Genomic DNA, 22,120 nt, shown 5'->3' with positions numbered 1-22,120 from the left:
CAGAAAAACGCGCTACACCATCGTCAGTCCCCCTCCGGGCTGACGATGGTGTCGCGCGACGGAGTCGCCGGCTTCAGGCCGTCCGCGAGGTCGTCCTCGCCCGCCGCGCCGGAGCCGCCGCGGCCGCCAGCGGATACAGCGACCCCAGCAGAATCAGCGCCGCCACCGGCAGCAGATCGAGGTTGATGCTGATCGCGGTGTAGCCGGCGAAGAAGAGCATCGGGCTCCACACCGGCAGCCGCCCCGCCGCCACCTGAAGACTGAGCAGCCCGATCATCCCCAGCACGAAACCGATCGGCCCGGCCGTCTGCAGCAGATCGGGCAGCGGAAAGCGGTCCTGGAACGACGCCGAAAGGTCGCCGAGAATCACCCAGATCATGCAGCCCGATCCGAGAACCGCGGCGGCCGCGGCCACCAGGGCGATGCGGCGAGCGAGCGTGGCCCGGCGATACAACGCCACGGCCAGCAGCACGAACGTCACCATGGAAGCGAGAAACGCGACGTGGCCGAGGTCCCAGGCCGGGCCGCCCTTGCGATGCCCGTCGAGCCCGTCGATCCACCGCAGGACGCCGTAGGCCAGCATGAGCAGCGGCGCGGCGAAGGCCATCGATCTCATGCGCCGAGCCTATGAAGCGCCACACCCCAGAAGGCATCGGTGATATCCCGCTAGGTCCCCCTAGGGCCGATCCCTCATGGCCGCCTCGATCAGCGCCACCCGCTCGGGCAGCGCCACCGGCGGCACCTCGATCAGCTCGAACCCGAGCTCCCGATAGGTCTGTTCATGGATCCTCTCGAAAACCAGCGATTGGGCCAGGGTGATCCGGCGCGCGGCCGTGGGTTCCACAAAACCGAGATTGCGTACGAGGAAAGCGGTCCTGTCGTAGCGGTCGATCTCGTCGTGCAGGCCGGCGGGCGGCTCCCATCGGGAGTAGCGGCACAACGCGAGCGTGCAGACGGGTGACCGGTCGAAGAAGACAACACATTTCCCGTACGCGTCGGAAGCCCGTTGCCTTTGCAACCGCAGGATGCGCTCGGCGAAATCGGGCCGCTCCCATGGTTTCGGATCGCCGAGGGCCTGGCCGAGCGCGATGACGTCGGTGGCGGCCTCTTCCACAACGGAATGGCCGTTCACTTCGAGCTGCCGCAGAATCGCGGTCTTACCGGAGCCGGGCGTGCCGGTGAGGATGTGGGCGCGCATGGCGGTCATCGTCTCACCGGTGTCAGAAAAGCCGCCGCCAGCGAGAAACCGGAGTCAGCAAAGCCGCCGCCAGCGGGAAAACTGCCGCGGCGGCGAAGGCGGGACGGTAGCCGGTGGCGGCGATGAGGGCGGCCATCGCCGGGACGGTCGCGACGCCGGCCAGGTTCTGGGCGGTGTTCTGGATGCCCAGGGCTCGTCCGGCCCATGCCGGGCCCGCCCGCTCGGCCACGGCGGTGTAGGCCAGGCCGTTCGGACTGACCGTCAGCACGGCCGCCGCCAGCAGCACCGCCGGGTGGGCGCCGAGCGCCAGCCCCGCGACGACCGCCGCGATGGCCAGGGCGATCAGGCGCATCGGCCGCAGCCGCCCACCGAGCCGATCAGCTTCCCGGCCAAGCGGAGCCCGGTCCGGTACCCGGCCAGGCGCAACTCGGTCCGCTTCCCCGCCAGGCGGAACCCGGTCCGGTTGCCGGTCAGGCGGAACCCGGTCCGGTTGCCGGTCAGGCGGAACCCGGTCCGGTACCCGGGCGGCCACCAGGCGATCCGACCACCAGCCGGCCACGAGGCGGGCGAGGGCGCCGCCTACCTGGCCGAGCGCCAGCAGCCGACCGGCCGAGGCCGGCTGCCAGCCGTGGACGTCGACCAGGAACACCAGCGCGAACGTCGCCACCGTGGCCTGCGGCACCACCAGCAGGGCGCTGGCCGCGTGGATCCGCCAGAGGACCGGCGTGCGATAGGGCGTGCCCTCCCCGGGCGCGCTCCTCGTGGTCGAGGGCGAGTCGCGGACCACCAGCGCCACCAGGACGGCCGCGGCCAGCGCGAGAGACCCGAGGAAGACCAGCGCACCGGGCCGGGTCATCGATGGCAGGGTCAGGGCGGCGAGGCCCACGCCGAGCGGGAGGGCGGTCTGGCGCAGGCCCATGGCCAGGCCCCGCTCGTGGGCGCCGAACCAGCCGAGGATGAGCCGGCCGCTGGAGGCGTTCACGGCCGCGCTCGCCGCGCCGGCCGCGACGAGGCAGACCGCCAATGGCGCCGTGCCGTTCACCAGCGCGGTCGCCGACAGGATCAGGCCGGTCGCCGTGAGACCGATCGTCAGCACGCCGCGCTCGCCCCAGCGGTCGGCCGCTGCCCCCCACGCGACCAGGGTGGCCAGCAGTCCCGCGACCGGCGCCGAGGTGAGCAGCCCGGCCTCGGCGAGGCTCAGGCCCTCGTCGCGCAGCGCGGGGATGAGGAAGGGCATCCCGAACTGGAACGCGCAGCCGGCGGCCATGGCGGCCATGCCGGCCGCCAGGACCGCCCACCGCCGCCGGTCACTCAGGGCCGAACCACCGGGACAGGTGGTCGCGCAGGCCCGGCTGGTCGTCGCCGATCCAGGCCACGTGCCCGTCCGGGCGCAGCAGCACGGCCGGCGCGTCCAGCTCGTCGCTCGCCGCGGCGGCATCGACCCGGTCGGCCCACCCGGCGACGCCGAGCTTGCCGGTCCGGTCGAGCAGCAGCCCGCGGCCGCGGTGCATCAGCTCGTAGAGGCGTCCGCCGTTGAGGGGCAGATCGCGTAGGCGGCGCCCGAGCAGCGTGGGTCCGTCGCCGAAGTCGTAGCGGATCCCGATCGCCGTGACCTTCTCGAGCAGGAAACGGATGACCTCCTGGAAGTCCATCAGCTCGGACACCAGCTGACGGACGGCTTGCGGGCCGGGCTCGGTGAGGAGCAGCTGCATCTGGGCGACCGTCGTGTTCAGCACATCGGCCGCGACCGGGCGCCGCTCGGTCTCGTAGCTGTCGAGCAGCCCATCCGGCGCCCAGCCGGCGACCTCGGCTGCCAGTTTCCAGCCCAGGTTGAAGGCGTCCTGGACGCCGAGGTTGAGTCCCTGACCGCCGGTGGGTGGGTGGATGTGCGCGGCATCGCCGGCCAGGAACACCCGCCCGGCGCGGTAGCGCTCGGCGAGGCGGGTGGCGTCGCCGAACCGGGACAGCCAGCGCGGCGAGTGCATCCCGAAGTCCGTGCCCGCGTACGCCTTCACCTGCCGCTTGAGCTCGTCGAGCGGCACCGGCGCCCGCGCGTCTTCCGCCACCCCCTCGGCCGGCGCGACGATGCGGAACACGCCGTCCCCGAGCGGCACCGCGCCGAACCGCAGCTGCGTCTTGCGCACCTCGGCCACCGCGGCCATCAGCTGCTCGACCGGCACCCCGATCCGCACCTCGCCCAGCAGCGTCTCGACCCGGCCGGCCTCGCCCGGGAAGCCGATGCCGGCGAGCTTGCGCACGATGCTGCGCCCGCCGTCGCAGCCGACGAGGTACCGGGCCCGCAGCGACGTGCCGCCGGCCAGCTCGGCCGTCACGCCTTCGTCGTCCTGGTCCAGTCGCGCCAGCTCGGCGCCCCGCCGGATGTCGGCGCCGACCGCGGCGGCGTGCTCGGCGAGCAGCCGCTCGGTCACGGTCTGCGGGATGGCGAGCATGTAGTCGTGCGCCGTGTCGAGCCGCCCGTCCCAAGGCTTGCTGATGCCCGCGAAGTAGCTGCCGATCGGGTGCCGCGTGCCCTCCGCGAGGAACGGCTCGAGCAGGCCGCGCTGGTCCATCACCTCGATGCTGCGCACGTGCAGCCCGAGCGCCCCGGCCGGCCGCGTCACCTCCGTCCGCCGCTCGAGCACGACCGTCTCGACGCCGTGCAGCCGGAGCTCGCTCGCCAGCATCAGGCCGGTCGGTCCACCACCGGCCACGATCACGTCGATCATGAGAACCCCCCGATTCCAGTCCCGACCGGCGATTCTGCGCCTTTCACCCGGCCTTGCCGCAAGTCCCCCCTCCGGCGCTACGGTAGGGGTGGCGGGAGGTCCCGTTACGTCCGGATCACGGTGAAGCCCCCGGGCAAGACCACGGCCCGCCCCGTCGCCCGGCGCACGCCCTGCGCGTCGTAGGTCTCGATCACCGCCCGGCCCGGGGCGGCCACGGTTTGCGGCGACCGAGCGGCGCTGCGCAACAGCGTTGTCGTGTGTCCGTTCCCCTCGATCGCGTAACGGGACACCAGCGGCTCCAGCATGATCGCGTCCAGCACGGCCTCGCCCCCGGTCGTGGCGGCAACCAGCTCGGTGCTACCGGGTGGGATCTCGCCGGCCAGGGTCACCGGCAGCAACGCCCCGGGCGCGAGTGAGGCGCCCTGCGCGCCGATCCGCCAGTGCCGCACGGCGCCGAGCCCGCGGCCCCCGGACGACCAGCGGGTGACCGCGGCGCTGCCGGGCCGCAGGTCGGCGATCGGGAGCACCAACTGCGGCTGGGCCGAGGCCGGCAGCTGCCAGCGGACCGTGGCGCCGGCCGCCATCCGGAGGTAGCTGCCGCTGCTGAACTGGGATTCGCCGGTCCAGGGCGAGGGCGGCGTGACAACCGTGCCGCCGCTGCCGGCCTCGGCCTCCACAGTGGTCGAACCTATCCGATCGGCGATGTGGCCCTGGCGGGCCAGCTCGGCCACGTCCTGGTGGGCGTCGAGGACCAGCATGCTCAGCAGCCCGTGAATGGTGGATTCGGCGCCGGCGTTGCGGTTGACGGCGCCGTCGCCGGCGATGCCGTCGACCGTCCGGCCGGTCGCCGGGTCGTAGGCGGCGACCCCGGCGGCGTTGGCGCCGAAGTACCAGGCGGCCAGGATCCCGGCGAGCCGGCGGAACCCGGCACGGCCGGTCGCGTCGGCGACAGCGAGCAGCGATTGCAGGCGGGAGTCCACGCCGTACGCGATCTGGTTGCGATCGATCCGGGCGGGCAGCCGTCCGTTGTCGGGGCCGCCCGAGGTGAGCAGCCACGGCGTGAAGACCGCGGCGTCGGTCACCGCCGGGCGCACCAGATCGGCGTCGCCGAGGACCTGACCGGCGCGGGCCAGCGCCGCCGGCATCTGCGAGGCCCAGGCGTGCCAGTCCGAGAGGGAGAGCGCCCACGGGCGTACCGCGCCGAACGGCCATTCCCTTACGCTGCCGTCGGACAGCGCCGCGATGCCCTCGGCGAACTGCCGCAACGCACGCCGCGCGACCTCGCCGGCGCCCGACGACACGTACGCGGCCAGGCCCAGCACCGCCTCGGCCGTCGCGTCGGCGCCGTCGACGATGAGCCACGCGGGCGCCCGGTCGCCGTCGACGACCTGCCACGTGCCGTATCGGTTGAGCACCTGGCGGTCGAGCGCGCCGATCGCCAGATCCAGCCGCTGCTTCAGGAAGGCGGCGAACACGGGATCGGCGGTGCGCCAGGCGGCGTACCCCTCCCCCAGCGCCCACACCGCGCGGGCCAGCCAGTACGACGGCCCGCTGTCGCTCGGGTCGGGTGAGTCCAGCGGCTCGGCGCTCGGCCGGAGCGCGCCGTCGGGCTGCATCCAGAGCACGACGTTACCGGACCGCGGTCCGGTAACGGTCTGGAAGTAGGCAAGGCCGCGCAGCAACTCGTACGAAGCGGCCCGACTGCTCGGCGAGCCGGTCAGCCGCCAGTGCCGCAGGTAGACCACCGCGGCGCGGGCGATGTCGTCGGCGTTGAACGCGCCCTGCCCGTACGTGTTGCTCGCGGGATCGTAGGCGCCGCCCCCGATCCGGCGGAACGTCCCGTCGGGGTTGGGCTCGGCGTAGGTCCAGAGCACTCCGATCGACGCCGGCCCGTAGGTCGTGTGTCCCGCCTGCGCGGGCGGGCTGACGCTGTCCCGCAGGAAGTTCAGGTGGGCCAGGTTGGTGAGCGGCGCCGGCGCCGCCTCACTTGGCGTCGCTGTGAGTATCGGAGCTGTCAGGGCGAGGCCGCTGCTCAACAGGACGGAACGGCGCTTCATGTCGCACTCCTTCGGAAAGTCGGTCCAGCCGGGCGACGCCGATCTTCGAGTCCGCCATGCCGTAGAAGACGTAGTGGACCCCGTCGACCTGCTCGATGGCGGTGGGAAAGACGACGTTGGGCACGGTGCCGGATTGCTCGTCCTCGGTCTCCGGCACGAAGATCGGTTCGGCGGTGCGGGCCAGGACGCGGCCCGGATCGGCGGGATCGAGCAGCATGGCCCCGGCGGCGTAGGTGACGTCCTGCCCGGTGGGATCCCAGCCGGGCGGGATGTATCCGGTGACGCCATGGTGGATGAGCAGCCAGCCCTCGGGCACCCGCAGCGGCGGCGGCCCGGCGCCGATCTTCAGCTCCTCGAACGGGAACTGCGACAGCGCCACGCATCGGTGGTGGCGGGGCCGGACCAGCGCGGCGAGGTCGGCCTGCGCCTCGCCGGCCGGGACGTAGGAGATCCAGATGCCGGCCCGCTCGTCGGTGACGCCGGCCGGCAGGTGCACCCCTTCGCCGGGCCGCAGCCAGCCCAGATCCCACATAGGACGGTGGAGCATCGCGTAGCTGGGTTCACCGTCCGGCCCCGGAACGGGCGTGGGGAAGAAGACCGCGTCCTTGTTGGGGAAGAGGTTGAGATCGGTGTCCAGGCCGGGCTGGTACGCGAACTGCACCGGCCCGAGCCGTTGCCACGTCAGCAGATCCGGGGAGACCGCCAGCGCGAGTCGTGGCCCGAGCGGGCCGTAGGCCACGTACGTCATGAGGTGGCGCCCGAGGCTGGGAACCCACGTCGTCCGCGGGTCCTCCACGCCGGCATTGGTGAGGCCGCGTTCCCAGCCCTCGTCGGGCGCCAGCACCACGCCCTCGCGTCGCACGCCCACGGGCACACCGTCGCGCATCTGAACCTCGGCCAGCCCGACCCGTGACACGTTGCCGGTGGCAACCAGCCGCGGCAGCAGGTGCAACCGCCCGTCCGGGGTGCGGCCGCTGGCCGGGTTGAGGACGCCCTCGGCCTCGAGAGGGTTCGCGGGATCGGGCGTCATCACCACGCCCAGCCGCGTCATCGCGTACGGAACAGTGGTTTTGATCGTCATGTCAGCCTTTCACCCCGGAGCCGAGGTCGGTGGAGACGAAATGGCGCTGGAAGGCGATGAACAGGGCCACCGCGGGGGCGGCCAGCACGCACGCGCCGGCCAGGATGGCGCCGAACGGGTTGGCCGCACGGGACGAAACGTTGCTGATGTAGCTGGCCAGCGTGACCGCCAGGGGCTGCATGTCGGCCTGTTTCGTCACGAGGAAAGGCCAGAGGAATTCGTTCCACGGCCCGATGAACGTCAGCAGCACCGCGGTCAGCAGCGCCGGCCGCACCAGCGGCAGCGCGACCGACCAGAGAATCCGCACCTCGCTCGCGCCGTCGAGCCGCGCTGCGGCGAACAGGTCATCCGGCAGTTGCAGGAAGAACTGCCGGAAGACGAAAACCGCGGTCGTGTTGATGGCGAACGGAAGGATCATCCCTAGGTACGAGTCGGCCAGGCCGTATCCCCGGACGATCAGCACGTAGAGCGGGATCAGCAGCAGCTGGAACGGGATCACCTGCACCAGGAGCACGAGGGCGAAGAGCGTGCCGCGACCGCGGAACCGCAAGCGCGCCAGCGCATAGCCGGCGAGAACGCCGAACACGACGGTGCCGAGCAGCACGCCACCCGTGAAGATGCCGGAGTTCACCAGCGAGCCGACCAGGTCGACCCGCGAATTGATGTCGGCATAGTTCTGGAACGTGAGGTCGGACAGGTCGAACGCGCCCTTCACCGACGTGTCCGGCGAGGCCTGCAGCGAGCCGATCAGCATGTAGTAGAACGGGAACAGGAACAGCAGCGCACCGGCGAACAGAAGCACGTAGCGCACCACCGTGGGCCATCGAGACATGCTCAGTCCCTTTCGATGAGACGGCGATTCACGTACGCGACAACGAGCACCCCGATGATCAGGAGCACCCCGACGGCCGCGGCGAAGTCGGGCTCCCCCTGCTGGATGCCGCGCTGGTACATCACCAGGACCGGCGAGGCGGACGCGCCGTTCGGCCCGCCGCCCCCGGTCAGCAGGTACGGCTCGGTGAACAGGTTGGCGCCGGTGATCAGCGACACGATGACGACGAGCGCCGTCGCCGGGCGTACCGCGGGAACCGTCACCGACCAGAACCGGTTCCATGCGGATGCGCCGTCCACCGCGGCCGACTCGTAGAGCTCCTTCGGCACGTTCTGCAGCGCGGCCAGGTACAACAGGATGAAGAAGCCCAGCTGTTTCCAGGTCACGAAAATCGCGATGACCGGCATGGCGAGATTTTCGTTGACCAGCCACGACGGGTCCGGGGCGAGCGGGCCGAGCACCTGGTTGACCAGGCCGTCCGAGTTGAACAGGAACAGCCAGACGCCGACCACGGCGACGCTGGCCGTCACGTACGGGACGTAGAAAGCTACCCGCAGGAACGTGCGCGCATGGACGATCCGGTTCAGCGCGACCGCCAGAACCAGCGCCAGCGCCGTGGTGAGCGGCACGTTGATGACCAGGAAAACCAGGATGTTGCGGAACGCTCGCCGCACCGCCGGATCGGTCACGGCCGCGCGGTAGTTGTCGAGGCCGACGAACGGGTGGTCCACGATGGCGCCGGGCGCCGCGAAGAAGTAGTCGTGGAAACTCATCCAGACCGCGAAACCGAACGGGTACGCGAAAATGATGGCGACGTAGACGGCGTACGGGGCCGCCAGGATCATGCCGACCGGATGGCGGCCCAGCACCTTGTTCATGAGCCGCTGGCGAGTTGGTCGACCTTCTGCGCGGCGCCGCTGAACGCGTCGGCGACCGGCTGCTTTCCGAAAATCACCGATTGGGAGTACGCGTCGCGGAAGGTCTGCCAGATCGCGACGGAGTTGGGGACGTTGGGCACCTCGACGGTCCGCGCCGCCTGGTCGGCGAACTGGGTGTAGGCCGGGTTCTTCGCGAAGTAGTCCGGGAAGGCGGCCTTGAGGTCGGTGCGCAGCGGCATCTGGCCGGTCTTGGTGAGCAGCGCGCCGTCCTGGTCCTTGCTCGTGGCGAACTTCATCACCTCCCAGGCGGTGGCCCGGTTCTGGCAGGCGCTGTACATGGCGACGTTCTTGGCGTCGCTGAACGTCTCGACCTGGTCCTTCTTGGTCGACGTCGGCACCGGAACCGCGCCCCACTTCACCTTGTCGCCGTAGACCGCGATCGCCCACGGCCCGACGATCGCCATGGCGGCCTTCTTGTCGGCGAACGAGTCGCCGTTGTACCGCTCCTTGGCAGCCAGACCCTCGTCGTACAGCGTCTTCCAGAACGCCGCGACCTTCTGCCCCTCGGGCGAGTTGAACTGCGCCTTGTTGTCCTCGACCAGTTGCTTGCCGCCGGTCTCGGCCGCGAACAGCGGGTAGAAGTCGAACCAGGACTGGAAGAACTCGCTGGTCGGCGCCGGGTAGATGGCGAACGGCGCGGCCTTGGCCGCCTTGATCTTCCGCGCGGCCGCGAGGAACTCGTCGTACGTGGACAGCGCCGGCTTCTCCGGGTCGAGTCCCGCCTTCGCGAACAGGTCCTTGTTGTAGAAGATCATGACCGGGTTGGACTTCCACGGCAGCTGGTAGAACTTGCCGTCCGGCGACTTGTACTGCTGCGCCGTTTCTCCGGTGCGGTCCGCGATGTACTGCGCCGCCCCGTCGAAGGTGTCCAGCGCGACCAGGCCGCCCTGCTTCTGGAACTGCGGCACCGCGGCCGGCGACGTGTTGAAGATCAGGCAGGGCGCGTTGCCGGCCGTGATGGCGGCCCCGATGACCTCCTCGGAGCTCTTGCCGGCCGGGATCTCCTGCGCGGTGATCTTCTGGTCGGCGTGCTGGGCGTTCCACGCCTCGACCATGGCCTTGCCCCAGGCCAGCTCCTCCTGGTTGTTGGAGAGCCAGACCGTGATCGGCCCGGATGCGGCGTTGGCCTTCGCGGCATCGCCACCGCCGCCACCGTCACAGCCGGCGACGAGGGCAAGGGGGACGGTGAGAGACAGCAGGGCTGCCGGGAGGGTGCGTTTCATGGTGTCTCCTCGCTTCTTCTCTCAGGACGGCGGTGGCGCCGTCGAGGCCCGGACGACGAGCTCGGCAGGCGGAACGGGAATGTCGCCTCCGGTGACGCCGGAGATGAGGTCGAGCAGGGCCTCGGCGGCTTCGCGGCCCCAGCGGTACGGGTCGGTGCGAACGGTGGTCAACGGCGGCGCGACGTACCCCGCCAGCTCGGTGTTGTCGAACCCGGTGACGGAGAGCCCGGCGGGCACGGCGATGCCGCGCTCCAGCGCGACGCTCAGCCCCGCGATGGCCATCAGGTCGTTGGCGTAGACGATCGCCGTGGGTCTTTCCGCGAAATCCAGCAGGTCGCGCGTGGCCCGGGCGCCGCCGGCCGCCGAGAAGTCGGCCTCGACCACCGTGTCGGCGCTCAGTCCGGCCTCCGTCAGGGCCTGCTCCCACGCCCGCCGCCGCACCGTCGCGTGCAGAAACCGGGCCGGCCCGGCGACGTGAGCGATACGGCGGTGCCCGAGCTCCGCCAGGTGCCGCACGGCGGCCGCTATCCCCGGCCGGTCATCCACCAGCAATGCCGGAAAGCCGCTCGGCACCGCGGGCCGGGCGATGGTCACCGCCGGCATCCGCAGCTCCTCGAGCAGCGCGATCCGCGGGTCGTCGACGAGCAGGTCGAGCAGGAACACCCCGTCGACCCGCTTGGCGCCGGCCAGCCGCCGGTAGCCGGCCTCCTCCTCGCCGTCCGGCACGACCTGCAGCACGAGGGCCTGACCACGCTCGGAGAGCGTGCGCTCCACCCCCGCGATGAAGGCCGGAAAGAACGGGTCGGCCCCGAGCAGCTCGGGCGGCCGCGCGAGCACGAGCCCCACCGCGAACGCCCGCGAGACGGACAGCGCCCGACCCTGGTGGCTGGGCGTCCACCCGAGCGTCCGGGCGGCGTCGAGGATCCGCCGCCGGGTCTCCTCGGCGACCCCGGGGCGCCCGTTGAGGGCAAAGGAGACCGTCCCCTTCGACACCCCCGCGGCCCGCGCCACGTCCCGGATCGTCGGCCGATCCGACCTGCTCATCGCCACCTCCGGCGCCACTAAACCGGTTTGAACGCGACGTTAAACCGGTTTGAACACCCCCGCAAACGGAGGAGCCACATTGGTTCCGGCGCGCTCCGGCCGGCGTCGCCTGCCTATGCTCTCGGTCGTGACTGACGAGCGTGGCTACTCCTCGGCCGGCCTTCCGCTGTACTACGAATGGCACGGCAAGGGCGACCGGCATCCGCTGCTGCTGATCCACGGTGGCGGCTCGACGATCGAGTCCAACTGGGGGCGGCTGATCCCGGCCCTCGACGGGACGCGGCGCATCCTCGCCGTCGAGCTTCAGGGGCACGGCCGTACCGGCTCGGGCGACGGGCCGGCCTCGTTCGAAGGGTCGGCGGACGGCGTCGCGGCGCTGCTCGACGAGGTGACCGCCGGGCCGGTCGACGTGCTGGGGTTCAGCAACGGTGGCCAGGTGTCGATTCAGCTCGCCGCGCGGCATCCGCAAGCGGTTCGCCGGCTGGTCACGGCGTCGGCACCGTTCCGGCGGGACGGGATGATCGACGGGTTCTGGGACATGATGGCGGCGGGGACGTACGCCGATTTGCCGGCGCCCTACCGCGAGGCGGACATCGCGGTCAGCGGCGACCCGGCGCACGCCGAGCGCATGTTCCACCTCGACCGCGAGCAGATGCTGACCGGCTTCGAAGACTTTCCCGACGGCCTGCTCGCCTCGATCGCCGCGCCGACGCTGGTGATCGGGGCCGACCGCGATGTGGTGCGTCGCGAGCACCTGGTGGAGCTGGCGAGCCTGATCCCGGACGCCCGTCTGCTGATCGTGCCGGGCAACCATGGCGACTACCTGGGCGAGCTGGCCGCGGCGGGCGATCCGGGCCCGCTCGCACGGACGCTGCCTTTCCTGGTCGACTTCCTGGACGCGCTCCCGGGCCGGGGAACAGCGGCTCAGTACACGTCGCGGGCGTAGCGCTTCTCGGCGGACAGCTGTTTCACGTACGCGTCCGGATCGACGTGGCCGTGCGTCGCGGCGATATCGCGCAACGCCTGATCGACGTCGCGGGCCATGCGGCTCGCGTCGCCGCAGACGTAGAGGTGCGCGCCGTCCTGCAGCCATGACCACAGCTGAGCGCCGTGCTCGCGCATCCGGTCCTGGACGTAGATCTTGCGGCGCTGGTCGCGGGAGAAGGCCAGATCGAGGCGGCTGAGCACGCCGGACGTCTGGAGCGCCGCGAGCTCGTCGCCGTAGTAGAAGTCGGTGTCGCGGCGCTGCTCGCCGAAGAACAGCCAGTTCGGGCCGGTCGCGCCGCGGGCCGCGCGCTCGCGCAGGAAGCCGACGAACGGGGCCACGCCGGTGCCGGGCCCGACCATGATCATGGGAGTCGAGGGGTCGGCCGGCGGGCGGAAATGCGGCGACCGCTGCACGAAAACGGGGACCTCGTCGGCGGTGTCGGCCAGGAAGGACGAGCAGACGCCCTTGCGGGAGACGCCACGGTGGTTGTCGAAACGCACCACCGAAACCGTGAGGCTCACCCGGTGCGGGTCGGTCAGCGGCGTCGAGGAGATGGAGTACAGCCGCGGCTGCAGCCGCTTCAGCACATCGACCCACTCCTGGGCGGCGGCGCGCACGGGATACTCGGCGATCAGGTCGGCGGCCTGCCGCCCCCACATCCACTTGGCGAGCTCGCCCTTGTTGTCGGGGCGCAGCAGCGTCTTGAGGAACGGGTCCGCGGTCCGCTCGGCGAGGAACCGCAGCAGGTCCGGCGTGATCCGGGTGATGTCGAGGTCGCCCTGCAGCGCGGCGGTGAGCTCGCGCTCGCCCTGCTTGCCGACCGACACGGTCTGGTCGGCGCGCAGACCGGTGACGGCGAGCCATTCACTTACCAGGTCGGGTGGGTTCGAGGGCCAGATACCCAGCGCGTCCCCGGCGGCGTACTCGAGGCGCCCGCCGGTGTCGAAGGTGAACTGCCGCACCTCCTTGGCCGAGCCGGGCCGGCTCAGCAGCTCGTTCCCGCAGAGCACGGCGGTCAGCGGCGCGGCCCGGGTGGGTTGCGGCGCGGGCGCGACGACCGGCGCGGTGAGCGCGACGACGACCTGTTCGAGCCAGCCGTTCGCGTCCTCCTCGAAATCGGGTTCGCAGTCGACCCGCGGCGCGAGCCGGACCGCGCCGAGCTCGGCGAGCCGTTCGTCGAGGCGCCGGCCGTGCCCGCAGAAGTCGTCGTAGCTGGAGTCGCCGAGGGCGAGCACCGCATAACGCCGGCCGTCGAGTCGTGGCGCCTCCGCCCCGGCAAGCGAATCCCAGAAACCGGCGCCGTTGTCGGGCGCCTCCCCGTCCCCAAAGGTGCTCGTGACGATGAGCAGGTCGGCGTCGGCGTCCAGCAGCTCGACCGCCGAGGCGTCCATTCCGCGCAGCGTCGCCGACTTTCCCGCCTCGGCCAGCCGTCGCCCCACCGCCTGCGCGAAGTCCTCGGCGTTGCCCGTCTGAGACGCCCAGAGCACCTGCAAACTCCTGGTGGGTGCCGCCGGCGCCGAGCTTTCCAAGAATTTTTCGGGTACGGGGTGGAAAGCGCCGGCGAGCAGCCCGTTGACCCATGCCGCGGCGGCGGGGTCGAACGGCGCGTTGAGCGGCAGCACCGGCGGCGCGGTGCCGGCGGAAAGTGCCCCGACAGCGCTGAGAAACCCGGAAAGGTAGTGCCGCTGCGCCTCGTCGAGCACCGGCGACACCGGAAGCCCGAGCACCCCGCGCAGCAGCTCGGCCCCGGCCGGATTCACCGCCCCGCCCGAATTTCCCGCGCCGGCCAGACTTCCCGCCCCGGTCGGACTTCCCGCGCCAGCCGAATTTCCCGCCCCGGCCTGACTCCCCGCTCCGGCCGAATTTCCCGCCGCCGACGGAATCTGGGCCGCTGGCGCGGCCGGAACCGGCGCGGGCGTCAGTGATACAGCGCAGACTTTCAGCTCCGGCTGGAAAGACAGCGGATCCACGGCGTCGTTGGTGACGGCGTTCACCGACACGTACTCGCCGAACAGGTCGTTCCAGTGGAACGGCGCGAAGCAGTTCCCCGGCATCACCCGGTCGGTCACCACCGCCGGCAGGACCGCCCGCCCCCGCCGCGACGCCACCTCGACCGAGGCGCCCCCGGTGATGCCCAACGCCTCCGCGTCCGCCGGGTTGACCTCGACGAACGGGCCCGGGTTGAGTTTCGTCAGCTTGCCGACCTTGCCGGTCTTGGTGAGCGTGTGCCACTGGTGCTGCACCCGCCCGGTGTTGAGCACAAAAGGGAAATCGTCGTCCGGGAGCTCGGCCGCGGGCAGGAAAGGTCGCGCGTGGAACGCCGCCCGGCCCGATGCGGTCGCGAAAGTCAGCGCCGGGCGGGTGCCGTCGTCGTTCACGCGCAACGCCTGGCTGACCCCGTCGTTGCGGTAACGGACCGGGTTCCGGTCAGCCGCGTCCGGCGGAAAGGGCCACTGCACCGGCCCCTCGGCGAGTCGCGAATAGCTCACCCCGCGCAGGTCGTAACCGGTCTGCGGATTCCAGAACTGCTTGATCTCCTCGAGGATCTCCTCCGCCGACTCGTACGCGAAAGCCTCGCCGTACCCCATCTCCTGCGCGACCATCGCGATGAGCCGCCAGTCCGGCAGGGCCTCGCCCGGCGGATCCACCGCCGCGGGCACGAGAGTCAGGTTCCGCTCCGAGTTGATCATGACGCCGGCGGCCTCGGACCACATCGCCGCGGGAAGCGCGATGTCGGCGTACGCGTTGGTCTCGGTCTCCGCGTACGCGTCCTGCGTGATGACCAGCTCGGCGGCCTCCAGGCCGGCGATGACCGTGCGCCGGTTGCCCACCGACGCCACCGGGTTGGTGCAGATGATCCAGCACGCCTTGATCTCGCCGGCCGCCATCCGCTCGAACAATTCGACCGTGCCCTTGCCCACGTCGGTGCGCAGCGTGCCGGCCTCGAGCCCCCAGGCGTTCTCGACGAAATCCCGGTCGGCCGGCACCAGCACCGACCGCTGGCCGGGCAGCCCCGGGCCCATGTAGCCCATCTCCCGGCCACCCATCGCGTTCGGCTGCCCGGTCAGCGAGAGCGGCCCGCTGCCCCTACGGCAGATCGCGCCCGTCGCGAGATGGAGATTGCACACGGCGTTCGTGTTCCACGTGCCGTGCGTGCTCTGGTTGAGCCCCATCGTCCAGAGCGTCACCCAGTTGCCGGCCGCCCCGATCCACTCGGCCGCCTGCCGGATGCCCTCCTCCGGCAGGCCGGTCAGCTCGGCGACGCGATCCGGCGGGTAGTCGGAAAGTAAATCGGGCATCGCCTCCCAGCCCGACGTGTACGCGGCGATGAACTCCTCGTCGATGTCGCCGTTCGCGACCAGCAGGTGCAGCAGCCCGTTGAGCAGCGCCAGGTCGGTCCCCGGCCGGATCTGCAGGAACAGGCCGGCCTTGTCGGCGGTGGCGCTGCGCCGGGGGTCGACGACGATCAGCTTCGCGCCCGCCTTGACCCGATCCATCATTCGCAGGAACAAGATGGGGTGGCAGTCGGCCATGTTCGCGCCGATGACGAAGAAGACGTCCGCGTGGTCCAGGTCGTCGTAGGAGCCCGGCGGCCCGTCGGCGCCCAGCGACAGCTTGTATCCGGTGCCGGCGCTCGCCATGCACAGACGCGAGTTCGACTCGATCTGGTTGGTGCGAATGAACCCTTTCGCCAGCTTGTTGGCCAGGTACTGCGCCTCGAGCGTCATCTGTCCCGACACGTAGAGCGCGAGCGCGTCCGGCCCGTACGTGTCAATGATCTTGCGAAGTTTCGCGGCCGTGACCGTGATCGCCTCGCGCAGGCCCATCGGCATCGGGGTGCTTTCGCGCTCCGCGCGAAACAACGCCGTCGACAGACGCCCCGGCGAGGCAAGCATCTCGGCGCTCGTCGCGCCCTTCGTGCACAGGCGTCCGGCGTTGGCCGGATGATCCCGGTCACCGCGCGCCTTCACCGCGACGCGGCGCCCCTCGGGGTTCCGCTCGATGTCGAGTATCAGTCCGCAGCCGACGCCGCAGTACCCACAGACGGTCCTGACCTGCGTGGCCACGCTGTTTCCCACACGAACGAAACTAGGCGGGGGCCGTTTCGCGGCGGTCAATCCTCTGTGCGGGAGGCGTTACCCGCCTCTCACCTTTCGCGGACGCCGATTGTGATCGCCCTGGCGCGGAGGCGTCATGATTACTACGTGAGGTTGATTCTGAACGTTCTGTGGTTCATCTTCGGCAGCGGCTTCCTGCTGGCCATCGCGTACGGCCTGGCTGCCCTGATCTGTTTCGTGCTCATCGTGACCATCCCGTTCGGCATCGCCTCGCTGCGGCTGGCGGTCTACTCTTTGTGGCCGTTCGGTCGCACTGTGGTCAGCCGCCCCGGCGCCGGCGTGGCCTCCGGCATCGGCAACGTCATCTGGGTGATCGTGGCCGGCTGGTGGCTCGCCCTCACCCACCTGGTCACCGGCGTCGCCCAGTGCCTGACGATCATCGGCATCCCGTTCGGCATCGCCAACTTCAAGCTGGTACCGGTAGCGTTCTGGCCGCTGGGCAGGGAAATCGTCGATCTCGACTAACGCTCGACCAACGCTCGACTCGCGGGAGGCGTCATGGAAATCTCCGGCATCTTCACGGCCATCATCGTCGGTCTGGTCATCGGCGCGCTGGGGCGCCTGGCGCTCCCCGGCAAGCAGAAGATCGGCTTCTGGCTGACCCTGCTGATCGGCGTCGTCGCCGCCCTGATCGGCACGTTCCTGGCGGCGCTGATCGGCGTCGACGACACCAGCGGCATCGACTGGATCGAGCTGATCCTGCAGATCGCGCTGGCGGCCGGCGGCGTGGCGCTGGTGGAGGGCATCGGTAGCAGGCGTCGCTCCTGACAGGAGACGCCGTCATGGGTGGCCGGTGGCGGCCGACGCCGCCTCGACCATCTCGCGGAACCAGGCGGCCCCGGCCGATGGGTACGAGGCTGGTCTTGGCCCAGAAGGCGGCGGCCCGGTCGGTGACCGGGTCGCCCTTCTGGGTGTCGCCGCTCAGGTCGACCCTGGCGAAGCGCAGGCTCGGCGCGTCCGGCAGCAAGGGATACGAAGACAACAACCAGACATTTGCGATTCATGCGGCAGCCAGCGGCAGGGCCAGGGCGGTCGAGGTCAGGCGCGGTCCGGACCGTTGTTCGGCGCGCCAGCGGTCGTCGTTCGTTAGGGCGATCTTGCCGTTGCGGAAGCGGCTCGGGTTGCCGGCGATGGTGTGATTGGGGTCCAGCTCGACGGTGTTGTCGTCGATGAACGGGCCATCCGTGGCGGGGGTGCCGGTCATGGTCAGGATGCGCTCGATCACCTCCCGCGGGTTCGCGGCGAAGTCCTCGTAGCGCAGGCGCACGTGGCGCCCGGGGTAGCAACTCGCCAGGCGCTCGGTGAGGACGTTGCGGGCCAGCCAGTGGACGGTGCTGGCGGCGGGACGCTGGTAGATCTTGGCGGAGCTCTTGCGTTTCTCGGGCGGCGGAGCGGCACGCATCCAGGAATGGGTCACGGCCCGGGGATCACGGATCATGTGCAGCAGGTACGGCTCGACGTCCGGCATCCGGGTCAGCAGCGCGGCGCTGGATCTTACTTGAGCGGGATCTTGGCGCCGGCCGAGAACATCGACTCGTGCAGGACTATCGATGTCAGCTTCGCGCCGCGCGGAACGTCGAAGACCAGCCTGCCCTTCACCGTGTTGCCGGGGTTGATCTGTTGAAGGAAGGTCGACTGCTTCTGGTTGGCGTAGACGCCGGCGCCCGAGTCGGCCGAGTACTGGTTGCCGGAAGCGTCGAAGGCGGTCTGCGAGATGTCGGTGAACATCTCGGCGGACTTGCCGACGTTCTTCACCGAGACGTCGATCAGGCAGTACTGGCCCTGCGCGCGCTGGTTGAGCACCGCGTCGCCGACTTCGGTCACGCCGCATTTCATCCCGGTGACGGTGAACTCGAACTTTCCGTCGGTGATAGGGGCGTTCATCTTTCCCTCGGCGGCGTTCTCGCCCTTGGTGTTGCCGTCGAGCTGGTTCAGAGCGGCGCCGGTGCCGCCGAGGACGAACGCGAACAGGCCGGCGCAGCCGAGGATCCCGGCCAGGATGACGCCGCCGAGGATCCAGGGCCACTTCGGCTTCTTGCGGGGCGCGGGCGGCTGCGAGTACGGCTGACCGTAGGGCTGGGCGGGCGTGTAGGGCTGGGCGGGCGTGTAGGGCTGAGCCGAAGCGCCGGGCTGAGCCGAGGTGTGGGGCTGGGCCGAGGTGTGGGGCTGGGCCGGTGTTTGCGGCGGGCCGGAAGCGTAGGGCTGCTGCGGTGCGTACGGGTCGGCCGGGGCGACGAACGGCTGCGACGGCTGGTCAGGCGGCCGCGGCTCGCTGTAGCGCTGGTCAGGCGGCTGCGGCTGGCCGTAGGGCTGGGGCGGCGCGTATGGCTCGGCAGGCGGCTGCCGCTGGCCGTAGGCCGGCTGGTCGAACGGCTGCTGTCGGGGCTGCCGGCCGTGAGGGCCGGGCTGGTTCGCGTCGTAGGACATGCGAGTGAACTCCATGCAGGCCGGTGGTGAGCGGCGCGACCCGGTAAAAGCCGCGCAACCCCACCCAACGACGTTCGCCGTGCACGCGGAGTCGACCGGACGGGCCGGGGTCACCGACGTTCAGTCAGCGGGTCTGCACCTAAGGTCACCGATGGGGTGACCGTCCATTGGGCAGGGTTCGGCTCGGACGGCACCCTCGTGGTGAGCACGGAAAGTGATGTGCAAAGCTGCGCGCTACATCCGCAGCTCTCATTGTCCGGAGGCCCCCTATGGCTTCGTTCCTTTTCCTTGTCCTCGGGGTGGTGGTCGGCCTGGTCGGCGGCTGGTTCCTGCGGGGACTCCGCGCCGGCTCGCAGCCTGCCCCGACCGAGTCCGCCCCGATCGCTCCCGCCACGGCGCCGGCCACCAAGGCCGAGCCCGCCGCCGAGGCCGAGACGGAGGCGTCGGCTGCCGTTGTGGTCGCGGCCGAGGTCGCGGACCCGAAGCCGGAAGCCGACGAGAAGTCGGCCCCGGCGTCCGAGAAGGAGGCCGAGGAGCCGGCCGCCGTCGCCGAGACGGCCGAGCCCGTCGCTGAGGCCACGCCCGCCGCCGAGCCCGAGCCCGTCGCGGCCACCGAGCCGGCAGCGGAGCCGGAGCCTGTCGCCCCCGCCGCGGAGCCCGAGCTCGTCACGGCCGCAGCCACCAGCGAGCCCGTAGTCGCCGCTCCGGTAGTGACCGAGCCCGTCATCACCGAGCCGATCGCCGTGGCCGAGCCCGCTGGCACCGCCCAGGTCGACAACCTCACCAAGATCGCCGGTATCGGCCCGAAGGCCGCCGCGGCCCTCACCACCGCCGGCATCACGACGTACCGCCAGCTCGCCGACTCCGACGAGACCGCCATCCGCGCGGCCCTCGCCGCCGGCGGCGTCCGCGCCACCGCGGCCATCTCGACCTGGCCCGAGCGCGCCAAGCAGCTGGTCGACCCGGCCAGCTGACCCGCCGAACCGACCTACGCGCACTTTCGTGTTTCGGCGGATCTCCCACGAGTGATTCGGGCGGAAACGGCACCCCTCACAGGGCAGCCACCGCCCCCGCCACCTTCTCCCGCAGGGCCTCCGGCAGCGGCGCGTACCCCAGCCGCGTCGCCGCCTCCTGGCCGGCCGGGCTCGAGGCGTACGCGAAAAAGCTCTTGGTCAGAGGCGACGTGCCCGTCTTGCACACGATCTCGTAGGTGACCAGCACCAGCGGGTAGGCGTCGGCCGCGGCGGCCTGGTAGTCGATCTGGAGCTTGAGGTCGCCGCCGGCGCCGGCCACCTGCGCGCTGCCGATCATCCGCCCCGCCGCCTCGTCGGTGAGCTGCGCGAACGAGCCCGCCTGGTTGCCCACCGCGGCGGTCGGCAGGTTGTGGAAACGCGCGTACGACGCCTCGACGTAGCCGATCGCGCCGTCGGAGCGCTCGATCGTGGACACCACCCGGTTGCTGCCCTTCTCGGCGATGCCGCCGGGCGCCTTCCAGCCGCTGCCGCTCCCGAAGGACCAGTCCCCACCGGCCGTCGCCGCCAAAAATTTCGTGAAGTTATCGGTGGTGCCCGAATTATCCGCGCGGTGCACCGTCCGGATCGGAGTGGCCGGCAGCGAAACACCCGGATTGTCCCGGCGGATCTCCGGATCGTTCCAGGCCGTGATCCGGCCGTTGAAGATCCGCGCGATCGTGTCCGGCCGCAACTGCAGCGAGTCGATGCCCGCGACGTTGTAGGCGAGCGCGATCGGCCCCACCACCATCGGCAGGTGAAGGGGCGCGCTACCGCACCGGACCGCCGCCCGAGGCTGATCGGCAGCGGACAACGATGAGTCACTTCCCGCGAAGTCCCCGGTCCCGCCGACGAACGCCGCGACGCCCGCTCCCGACCCGACGCTCGCATACGACACCGTCGCGTCGGCGCAGCTGACCTGATAGTTCTTGATCCACGCGCTGACGGCGTTGGCCTGCGCCGACGACCCCTGCCCCGCCACTTCTCCCGACGCGCACGAAATCGGCGCGGCCGCCGCCGGCGAAACGCTGTCACACCCCGCCGCCAGCATCAGGAGCGCCGCACCGAACAGACGCCCGGCCCTCATCGGTACTCCGCAAACCGCTGACGGACCGCCACCGGCACGAGCACGATCACCAGCCCCATCACCACGAGCGGGATGACCGCCCACCCTGTCAGCAGCGTCGACGTGTTGTCCATCGCCTGATCGAAATCCGCCTTCCGCGCGTCCGCGATCTCCGCGACCGCGGCGTCGAAGTAGGTGAAGTCGAACGCCGCGTCGCCGCGCCGGATGCCGGTGAGCGCCCCGATCGCCTCGTCTTTTTTCCCGGCCTTGGCCAGCGCGATGATCGCCCGGTGGTCCTTCTGGTAGGCCTGCCACCGCGAGGCCACCTGCTCGGCGTCGAACGGGCTCACGTCCCGCCCGCCGGCCACCGCCGGCAGCGAGACATCGCAGGACTCGCCGCGATCGAGGCAGGCGGCTTTCGCCGTGAAGTCGTCGTCGTAGTACGCCAGGTTTTCGCTGATCAGGTAGCGACTGGTGTCGGCCGCCGCGTCGTAGCTGATCGCGCGGGCCTGCGACAGCGCCAGGAACGGCGTGAGGCTGTCGTCGCGCGCCTCGCCGAGCCGCTGCCCCTGCAGCACCAGCACCGCGACGGCCGGCACGATCAACAGCACCGTCAGCACCGTCGCGGCCAGCAGCGCCGGGCTGAAGACGCGCCGGAACCGCCGCGCCAGCCACACCTGCAGGGTCAGCAGCAGGATCAGCAGGGCGATCTCGAGCACGAGCGCGCAGGTCACGGCCAGGACCTGGGTCACTTTCTTTCCGGCGTACGCGTCGTCCAGCCGTTCCTCGCTCGTGTCCTTGAGCCCCTGGGCCGCCGGCAGCAGGTCGAGGTGCAGCACGTTCGTCGCCTGCGTGTAGAACCCGGCCGCGGCATCGCCGGCGGTGAGCGTCTGCCACACCCGCTCGCGATAGACGGCCAGGTGATCGAGGAGGGTCAGCACCGCGGCCCGGTCGGCGGCGCTGCTCGAGGTGGTCAGCGACTTCTGCAGGTCGGCGTCGACCTGGCGGCTGCGCTGCTGATACGTCCCCAGGGCGTCGATCTGCGTCCCGGCGAGGGCGTCGTCGCCGCCGGTCAGCACCATCCGGGCGACCTGGGCGTCCATGTCGCTGAGCGCGAAGTAGAGGTCGGCGGCGGTGGCGGCCTGCGGCGCGGCCTCGTCCCCGATGATCCGGACCTGTCCCTGAATCCGGGCCATCAGCAGACTCAGGGCGAGGAGCAGGGCGGCGGCGGTGGCGACCGTGACCGCGACCCAGAGGCGTAGACGGGCGGGAGTTTCGGGCCGCACGGCCCGGCGAGCCATGGTTCGCGTCGCCTCGATAACTGCGGGCACGGCGTCACGGTAATGCACCGCGGCAATTCCGGAATCAACGGGAGATCGAATTCCCGGCCGTTAACCTGGACGCCACTTGTT

At 70.9% G+C, this 22,120-nt stretch carries 19 protein-coding genes; 4 read left to right on the top strand and 15 right to left on the bottom strand.

Annotation, left to right across the window (positions count from 1 at the left end; genetic code table 11):
• Nucleotides 1–73: 73 nt before the first annotated feature.
• From ACIA5D_RS17570 to ACIA5D_RS17525, 10 genes are all read right to left on the bottom strand, one after another.
• On the bottom strand, nucleotides 74–616 hold the full coding sequence (locus tag ACIA5D_RS17570; protein WP_396030974.1) for a hypothetical protein: 543 nt from the start codon (nucleotides 614–616) through the stop codon (nucleotides 74–76).
• A gap of 60 nt (nucleotides 617–676) precedes the next feature.
• On the bottom strand, nucleotides 677–1,198 hold the full coding sequence (locus ACIA5D_RS17565; RefSeq protein WP_396030973.1) for an AAA family ATPase: 522 nt from the start codon (nucleotides 1,196–1,198) through the stop codon (nucleotides 677–679).
• Between the two features lie 22 nt (nucleotides 1,199–1,220).
• A complete protein-coding gene (locus ACIA5D_RS17560; protein ID WP_396030972.1) occupies nucleotides 1,221–2,474 on the bottom strand; it encodes an MFS transporter in 1,254 nt (417 codons plus the stop codon).
• A gap of 31 nt (nucleotides 2,475–2,505) precedes the next feature.
• Nucleotides 2,506–3,924, bottom strand: a complete 1,419-nt coding sequence (gene rox, locus ACIA5D_RS17555; RefSeq protein ID WP_396030971.1) for a rifampin monooxygenase — start codon at nucleotides 3,922–3,924, stop codon at nucleotides 2,506–2,508.
• Nucleotides 3,925–4,028: 104 nt separating this feature from the next.
• A complete protein-coding gene (locus ACIA5D_RS17550) occupies nucleotides 4,029–5,981 on the bottom strand; it encodes a hypothetical protein (protein WP_396030970.1) in 1,953 nt (650 codons plus the stop codon).
• Nucleotides 5,908–7,062, bottom strand: coding sequence for a hypothetical protein (locus ACIA5D_RS17545; protein WP_396030969.1), 1,155 nt, complete (start codon nucleotides 7,060–7,062; stop codon nucleotides 5,908–5,910). The genes ACIA5D_RS17550 and ACIA5D_RS17545 overlap by 74 nt, the downstream gene beginning before the upstream one ends.
• A gap of 1 nt (nucleotide 7,063) precedes the next feature.
• Complete coding sequence (locus ACIA5D_RS17540; RefSeq protein ID WP_396030968.1) at nucleotides 7,064–7,894, bottom strand: carbohydrate ABC transporter permease; 831 nt, start codon at nucleotides 7,892–7,894, stop codon at nucleotides 7,064–7,066.
• A 2-nt stretch (nucleotides 7,895–7,896) separates the two neighbouring features.
• Complete coding sequence (locus ACIA5D_RS17535; RefSeq protein ID WP_396030967.1) at nucleotides 7,897–8,772, bottom strand: carbohydrate ABC transporter permease; 876 nt, start codon at nucleotides 8,770–8,772, stop codon at nucleotides 7,897–7,899.
• A complete protein-coding gene (locus ACIA5D_RS17530; protein WP_396030966.1) occupies nucleotides 8,769–10,055 on the bottom strand; it encodes an extracellular solute-binding protein in 1,287 nt (428 codons plus the stop codon). Before ACIA5D_RS17530 ends, ACIA5D_RS17535 begins: the two co-directional genes overlap by 4 nt.
• Before the next feature lie 21 nt (nucleotides 10,056–10,076).
• Complete coding sequence (locus tag ACIA5D_RS17525) at nucleotides 10,077–11,099, bottom strand: LacI family DNA-binding transcriptional regulator (protein WP_396030965.1); 1,023 nt, start codon at nucleotides 11,097–11,099, stop codon at nucleotides 10,077–10,079.
• A 127-nt stretch (nucleotides 11,100–11,226) separates the two neighbouring features.
• Here ACIA5D_RS17525 and ACIA5D_RS17520 point away from each other — a divergent pair, with 127 nt between their 5' ends.
• Nucleotides 11,227–12,045, top strand: coding sequence for an alpha/beta fold hydrolase (locus ACIA5D_RS17520; protein ID WP_396030964.1), 819 nt, complete (start codon nucleotides 11,227–11,229; stop codon nucleotides 12,043–12,045).
• On the opposite strand, the gene ACIA5D_RS17515 is transcribed toward ACIA5D_RS17520, so the two are convergent.
• Nucleotides 12,024–16,166, bottom strand: a complete 4,143-nt coding sequence (locus ACIA5D_RS17515; RefSeq protein ID WP_396030963.1) for a molybdopterin-dependent oxidoreductase — start codon at nucleotides 16,164–16,166, stop codon at nucleotides 12,024–12,026. The two genes, ACIA5D_RS17520 and ACIA5D_RS17515, sit on opposite strands and share 22 nt — an antisense overlap.
• Before the next feature lie 126 nt (nucleotides 16,167–16,292).
• Here ACIA5D_RS17515 and ACIA5D_RS17510 point away from each other — a divergent pair, with 126 nt between their 5' ends.
• Both ACIA5D_RS17510 and ACIA5D_RS17505 read left to right on the top strand, forming a co-directional pair.
• On the top strand, nucleotides 16,293–16,670 hold the full coding sequence (locus ACIA5D_RS17510; protein ID WP_396030962.1) for a YccF domain-containing protein: 378 nt from the start codon (nucleotides 16,293–16,295) through the stop codon (nucleotides 16,668–16,670).
• A 33-nt stretch (nucleotides 16,671–16,703) separates the two neighbouring features.
• Entirely contained in the window at nucleotides 16,704–16,973 is a 270-nt protein-coding gene (locus tag ACIA5D_RS17505) for a GlsB/YeaQ/YmgE family stress response membrane protein (RefSeq protein ID WP_396030961.1), read from the top strand.
• 232 nt (nucleotides 16,974–17,205) lie between these two features.
• Here the strand turns inward: ACIA5D_RS17505 and ACIA5D_RS17500 are convergent, their stop codons facing one another.
• Complete coding sequence (locus ACIA5D_RS17500) at nucleotides 17,206–17,673, bottom strand: sulfotransferase (protein WP_396030960.1); 468 nt, start codon at nucleotides 17,671–17,673, stop codon at nucleotides 17,206–17,208.
• Nucleotides 17,674–17,699: 26 nt separating this feature from the next.
• Nucleotides 17,700–18,632 (bottom strand): DUF4352 domain-containing protein, encoded by a 933-nt coding sequence (locus tag ACIA5D_RS17495; protein WP_396030959.1) that lies wholly within the window; start codon nucleotides 18,630–18,632, stop codon nucleotides 17,700–17,702.
• Between the two features lie 269 nt (nucleotides 18,633–18,901).
• Here ACIA5D_RS17495 and ACIA5D_RS17490 point away from each other — a divergent pair, with 269 nt between their 5' ends.
• The gene (locus ACIA5D_RS17490; protein ID WP_396030958.1) at nucleotides 18,902–19,606 is read left to right on the top strand and encodes a helix-hairpin-helix domain-containing protein; all 705 of its coding nucleotides are present in this window, start codon (nucleotides 18,902–18,904) and stop codon (nucleotides 19,604–19,606) included.
• Nucleotides 19,607–19,682: 76 nt separating this feature from the next.
• Here ACIA5D_RS17490 and pstS read toward each other — a convergent pair whose 3' ends face one another.
• Both pstS and ACIA5D_RS17480 read right to left on the bottom strand, forming a co-directional pair.
• Nucleotides 19,683–20,729 (bottom strand): phosphate ABC transporter substrate-binding protein PstS, encoded by a 1,047-nt coding sequence (pstS, locus tag ACIA5D_RS17485; protein WP_396030957.1) that lies wholly within the window; start codon nucleotides 20,727–20,729, stop codon nucleotides 19,683–19,685.
• On the bottom strand, nucleotides 20,726–22,039 hold the full coding sequence (locus ACIA5D_RS17480) for a hypothetical protein (protein WP_396030956.1): 1,314 nt from the start codon (nucleotides 22,037–22,039) through the stop codon (nucleotides 20,726–20,728). The genes pstS and ACIA5D_RS17480 overlap by 4 nt, the downstream gene beginning before the upstream one ends.
• Nucleotides 22,040–22,120: the final 81 nt, after the last annotated feature.

The organism is Actinoplanes sp. NPDC051513, from assembly GCF_044454685.1.
Lineage (GTDB): Bacteria > Actinomycetota > Actinomycetes > Mycobacteriales > Micromonosporaceae > Actinoplanes.
The sequence above is the reverse complement of the archived record's forward strand: the minus strand, read 5'-3'. Positions and strand labels throughout refer to the sequence as shown.

What these genes read in the sequence shown, in the direction of transcription:
- ACIA5D_RS17525 (WP_396030965.1), bottom strand. Translation starts at nt 11,099, where the DNA reads ATGAGCAGGTCGGATCGGCCGACGATCCGGGACGTGGCGCGGGCCGCG.
- rox (WP_396030971.1), bottom strand. Translation starts at nt 3,924, where the DNA reads ATGATCGACGTGATCGTGGCCGGTGGTGGACCGACCGGCCTGATGCTG.
- ACIA5D_RS17505 (WP_396030961.1), top strand. Translation starts at nt 16,704, where the DNA reads ATGGAAATCTCCGGCATCTTCACGGCCATCATCGTCGGTCTGGTCATC.
- pstS (WP_396030957.1), bottom strand. Translation starts at nt 20,729, where the DNA reads ATGAGGGCCGGGCGTCTGTTCGGTGCGGCGCTCCTGATGCTGGCGGCG.
- ACIA5D_RS17500 (WP_396030960.1), bottom strand. Translation starts at nt 17,673, where the DNA reads ATGCCGGACGTCGAGCCGTACCTGCTGCACATGATCCGTGATCCCCGG.
- ACIA5D_RS17535 (WP_396030967.1), bottom strand. Translation starts at nt 8,772, where the DNA reads ATGAACAAGGTGCTGGGCCGCCATCCGGTCGGCATGATCCTGGCGGCC.
- ACIA5D_RS17570 (WP_396030974.1), bottom strand. Translation starts at nt 616, where the DNA reads ATGAGATCGATGGCCTTCGCCGCGCCGCTGCTCATGCTGGCCTACGGC.
- ACIA5D_RS17545 (WP_396030969.1), bottom strand. Translation starts at nt 7,062, where the DNA reads ATGACGATCAAAACCACTGTTCCGTACGCGATGACGCGGCTGGGCGTG.
- ACIA5D_RS17490 (WP_396030958.1), top strand. Translation starts at nt 18,902, where the DNA reads ATGGCTTCGTTCCTTTTCCTTGTCCTCGGGGTGGTGGTCGGCCTGGTC.
- ACIA5D_RS17550 (WP_396030970.1), bottom strand. Translation starts at nt 5,981, where the DNA reads ATGAAGCGCCGTTCCGTCCTGTTGAGCAGCGGCCTCGCCCTGACAGCT.
- ACIA5D_RS17540 (WP_396030968.1), bottom strand. Translation starts at nt 7,894, where the DNA reads ATGTCTCGATGGCCCACGGTGGTGCGCTACGTGCTTCTGTTCGCCGGT.
- ACIA5D_RS17560 (WP_396030972.1), bottom strand. Translation starts at nt 2,474, where the DNA reads ATGGCCGCCATGGCCGCCGGCTGCGCGTTCCAGTTCGGGATGCCCTTC.
- ACIA5D_RS17565 (WP_396030973.1), bottom strand. Translation starts at nt 1,198, where the DNA reads ATGCGCGCCCACATCCTCACCGGCACGCCCGGCTCCGGTAAGACCGCG.
- ACIA5D_RS17495 (WP_396030959.1), bottom strand. Translation starts at nt 18,632, where the DNA reads ATGTCCTACGACGCGAACCAGCCCGGCCCTCACGGCCGGCAGCCCCGA.
- ACIA5D_RS17530 (WP_396030966.1), bottom strand. Translation starts at nt 10,055, where the DNA reads ATGAAACGCACCCTCCCGGCAGCCCTGCTGTCTCTCACCGTCCCCCTT.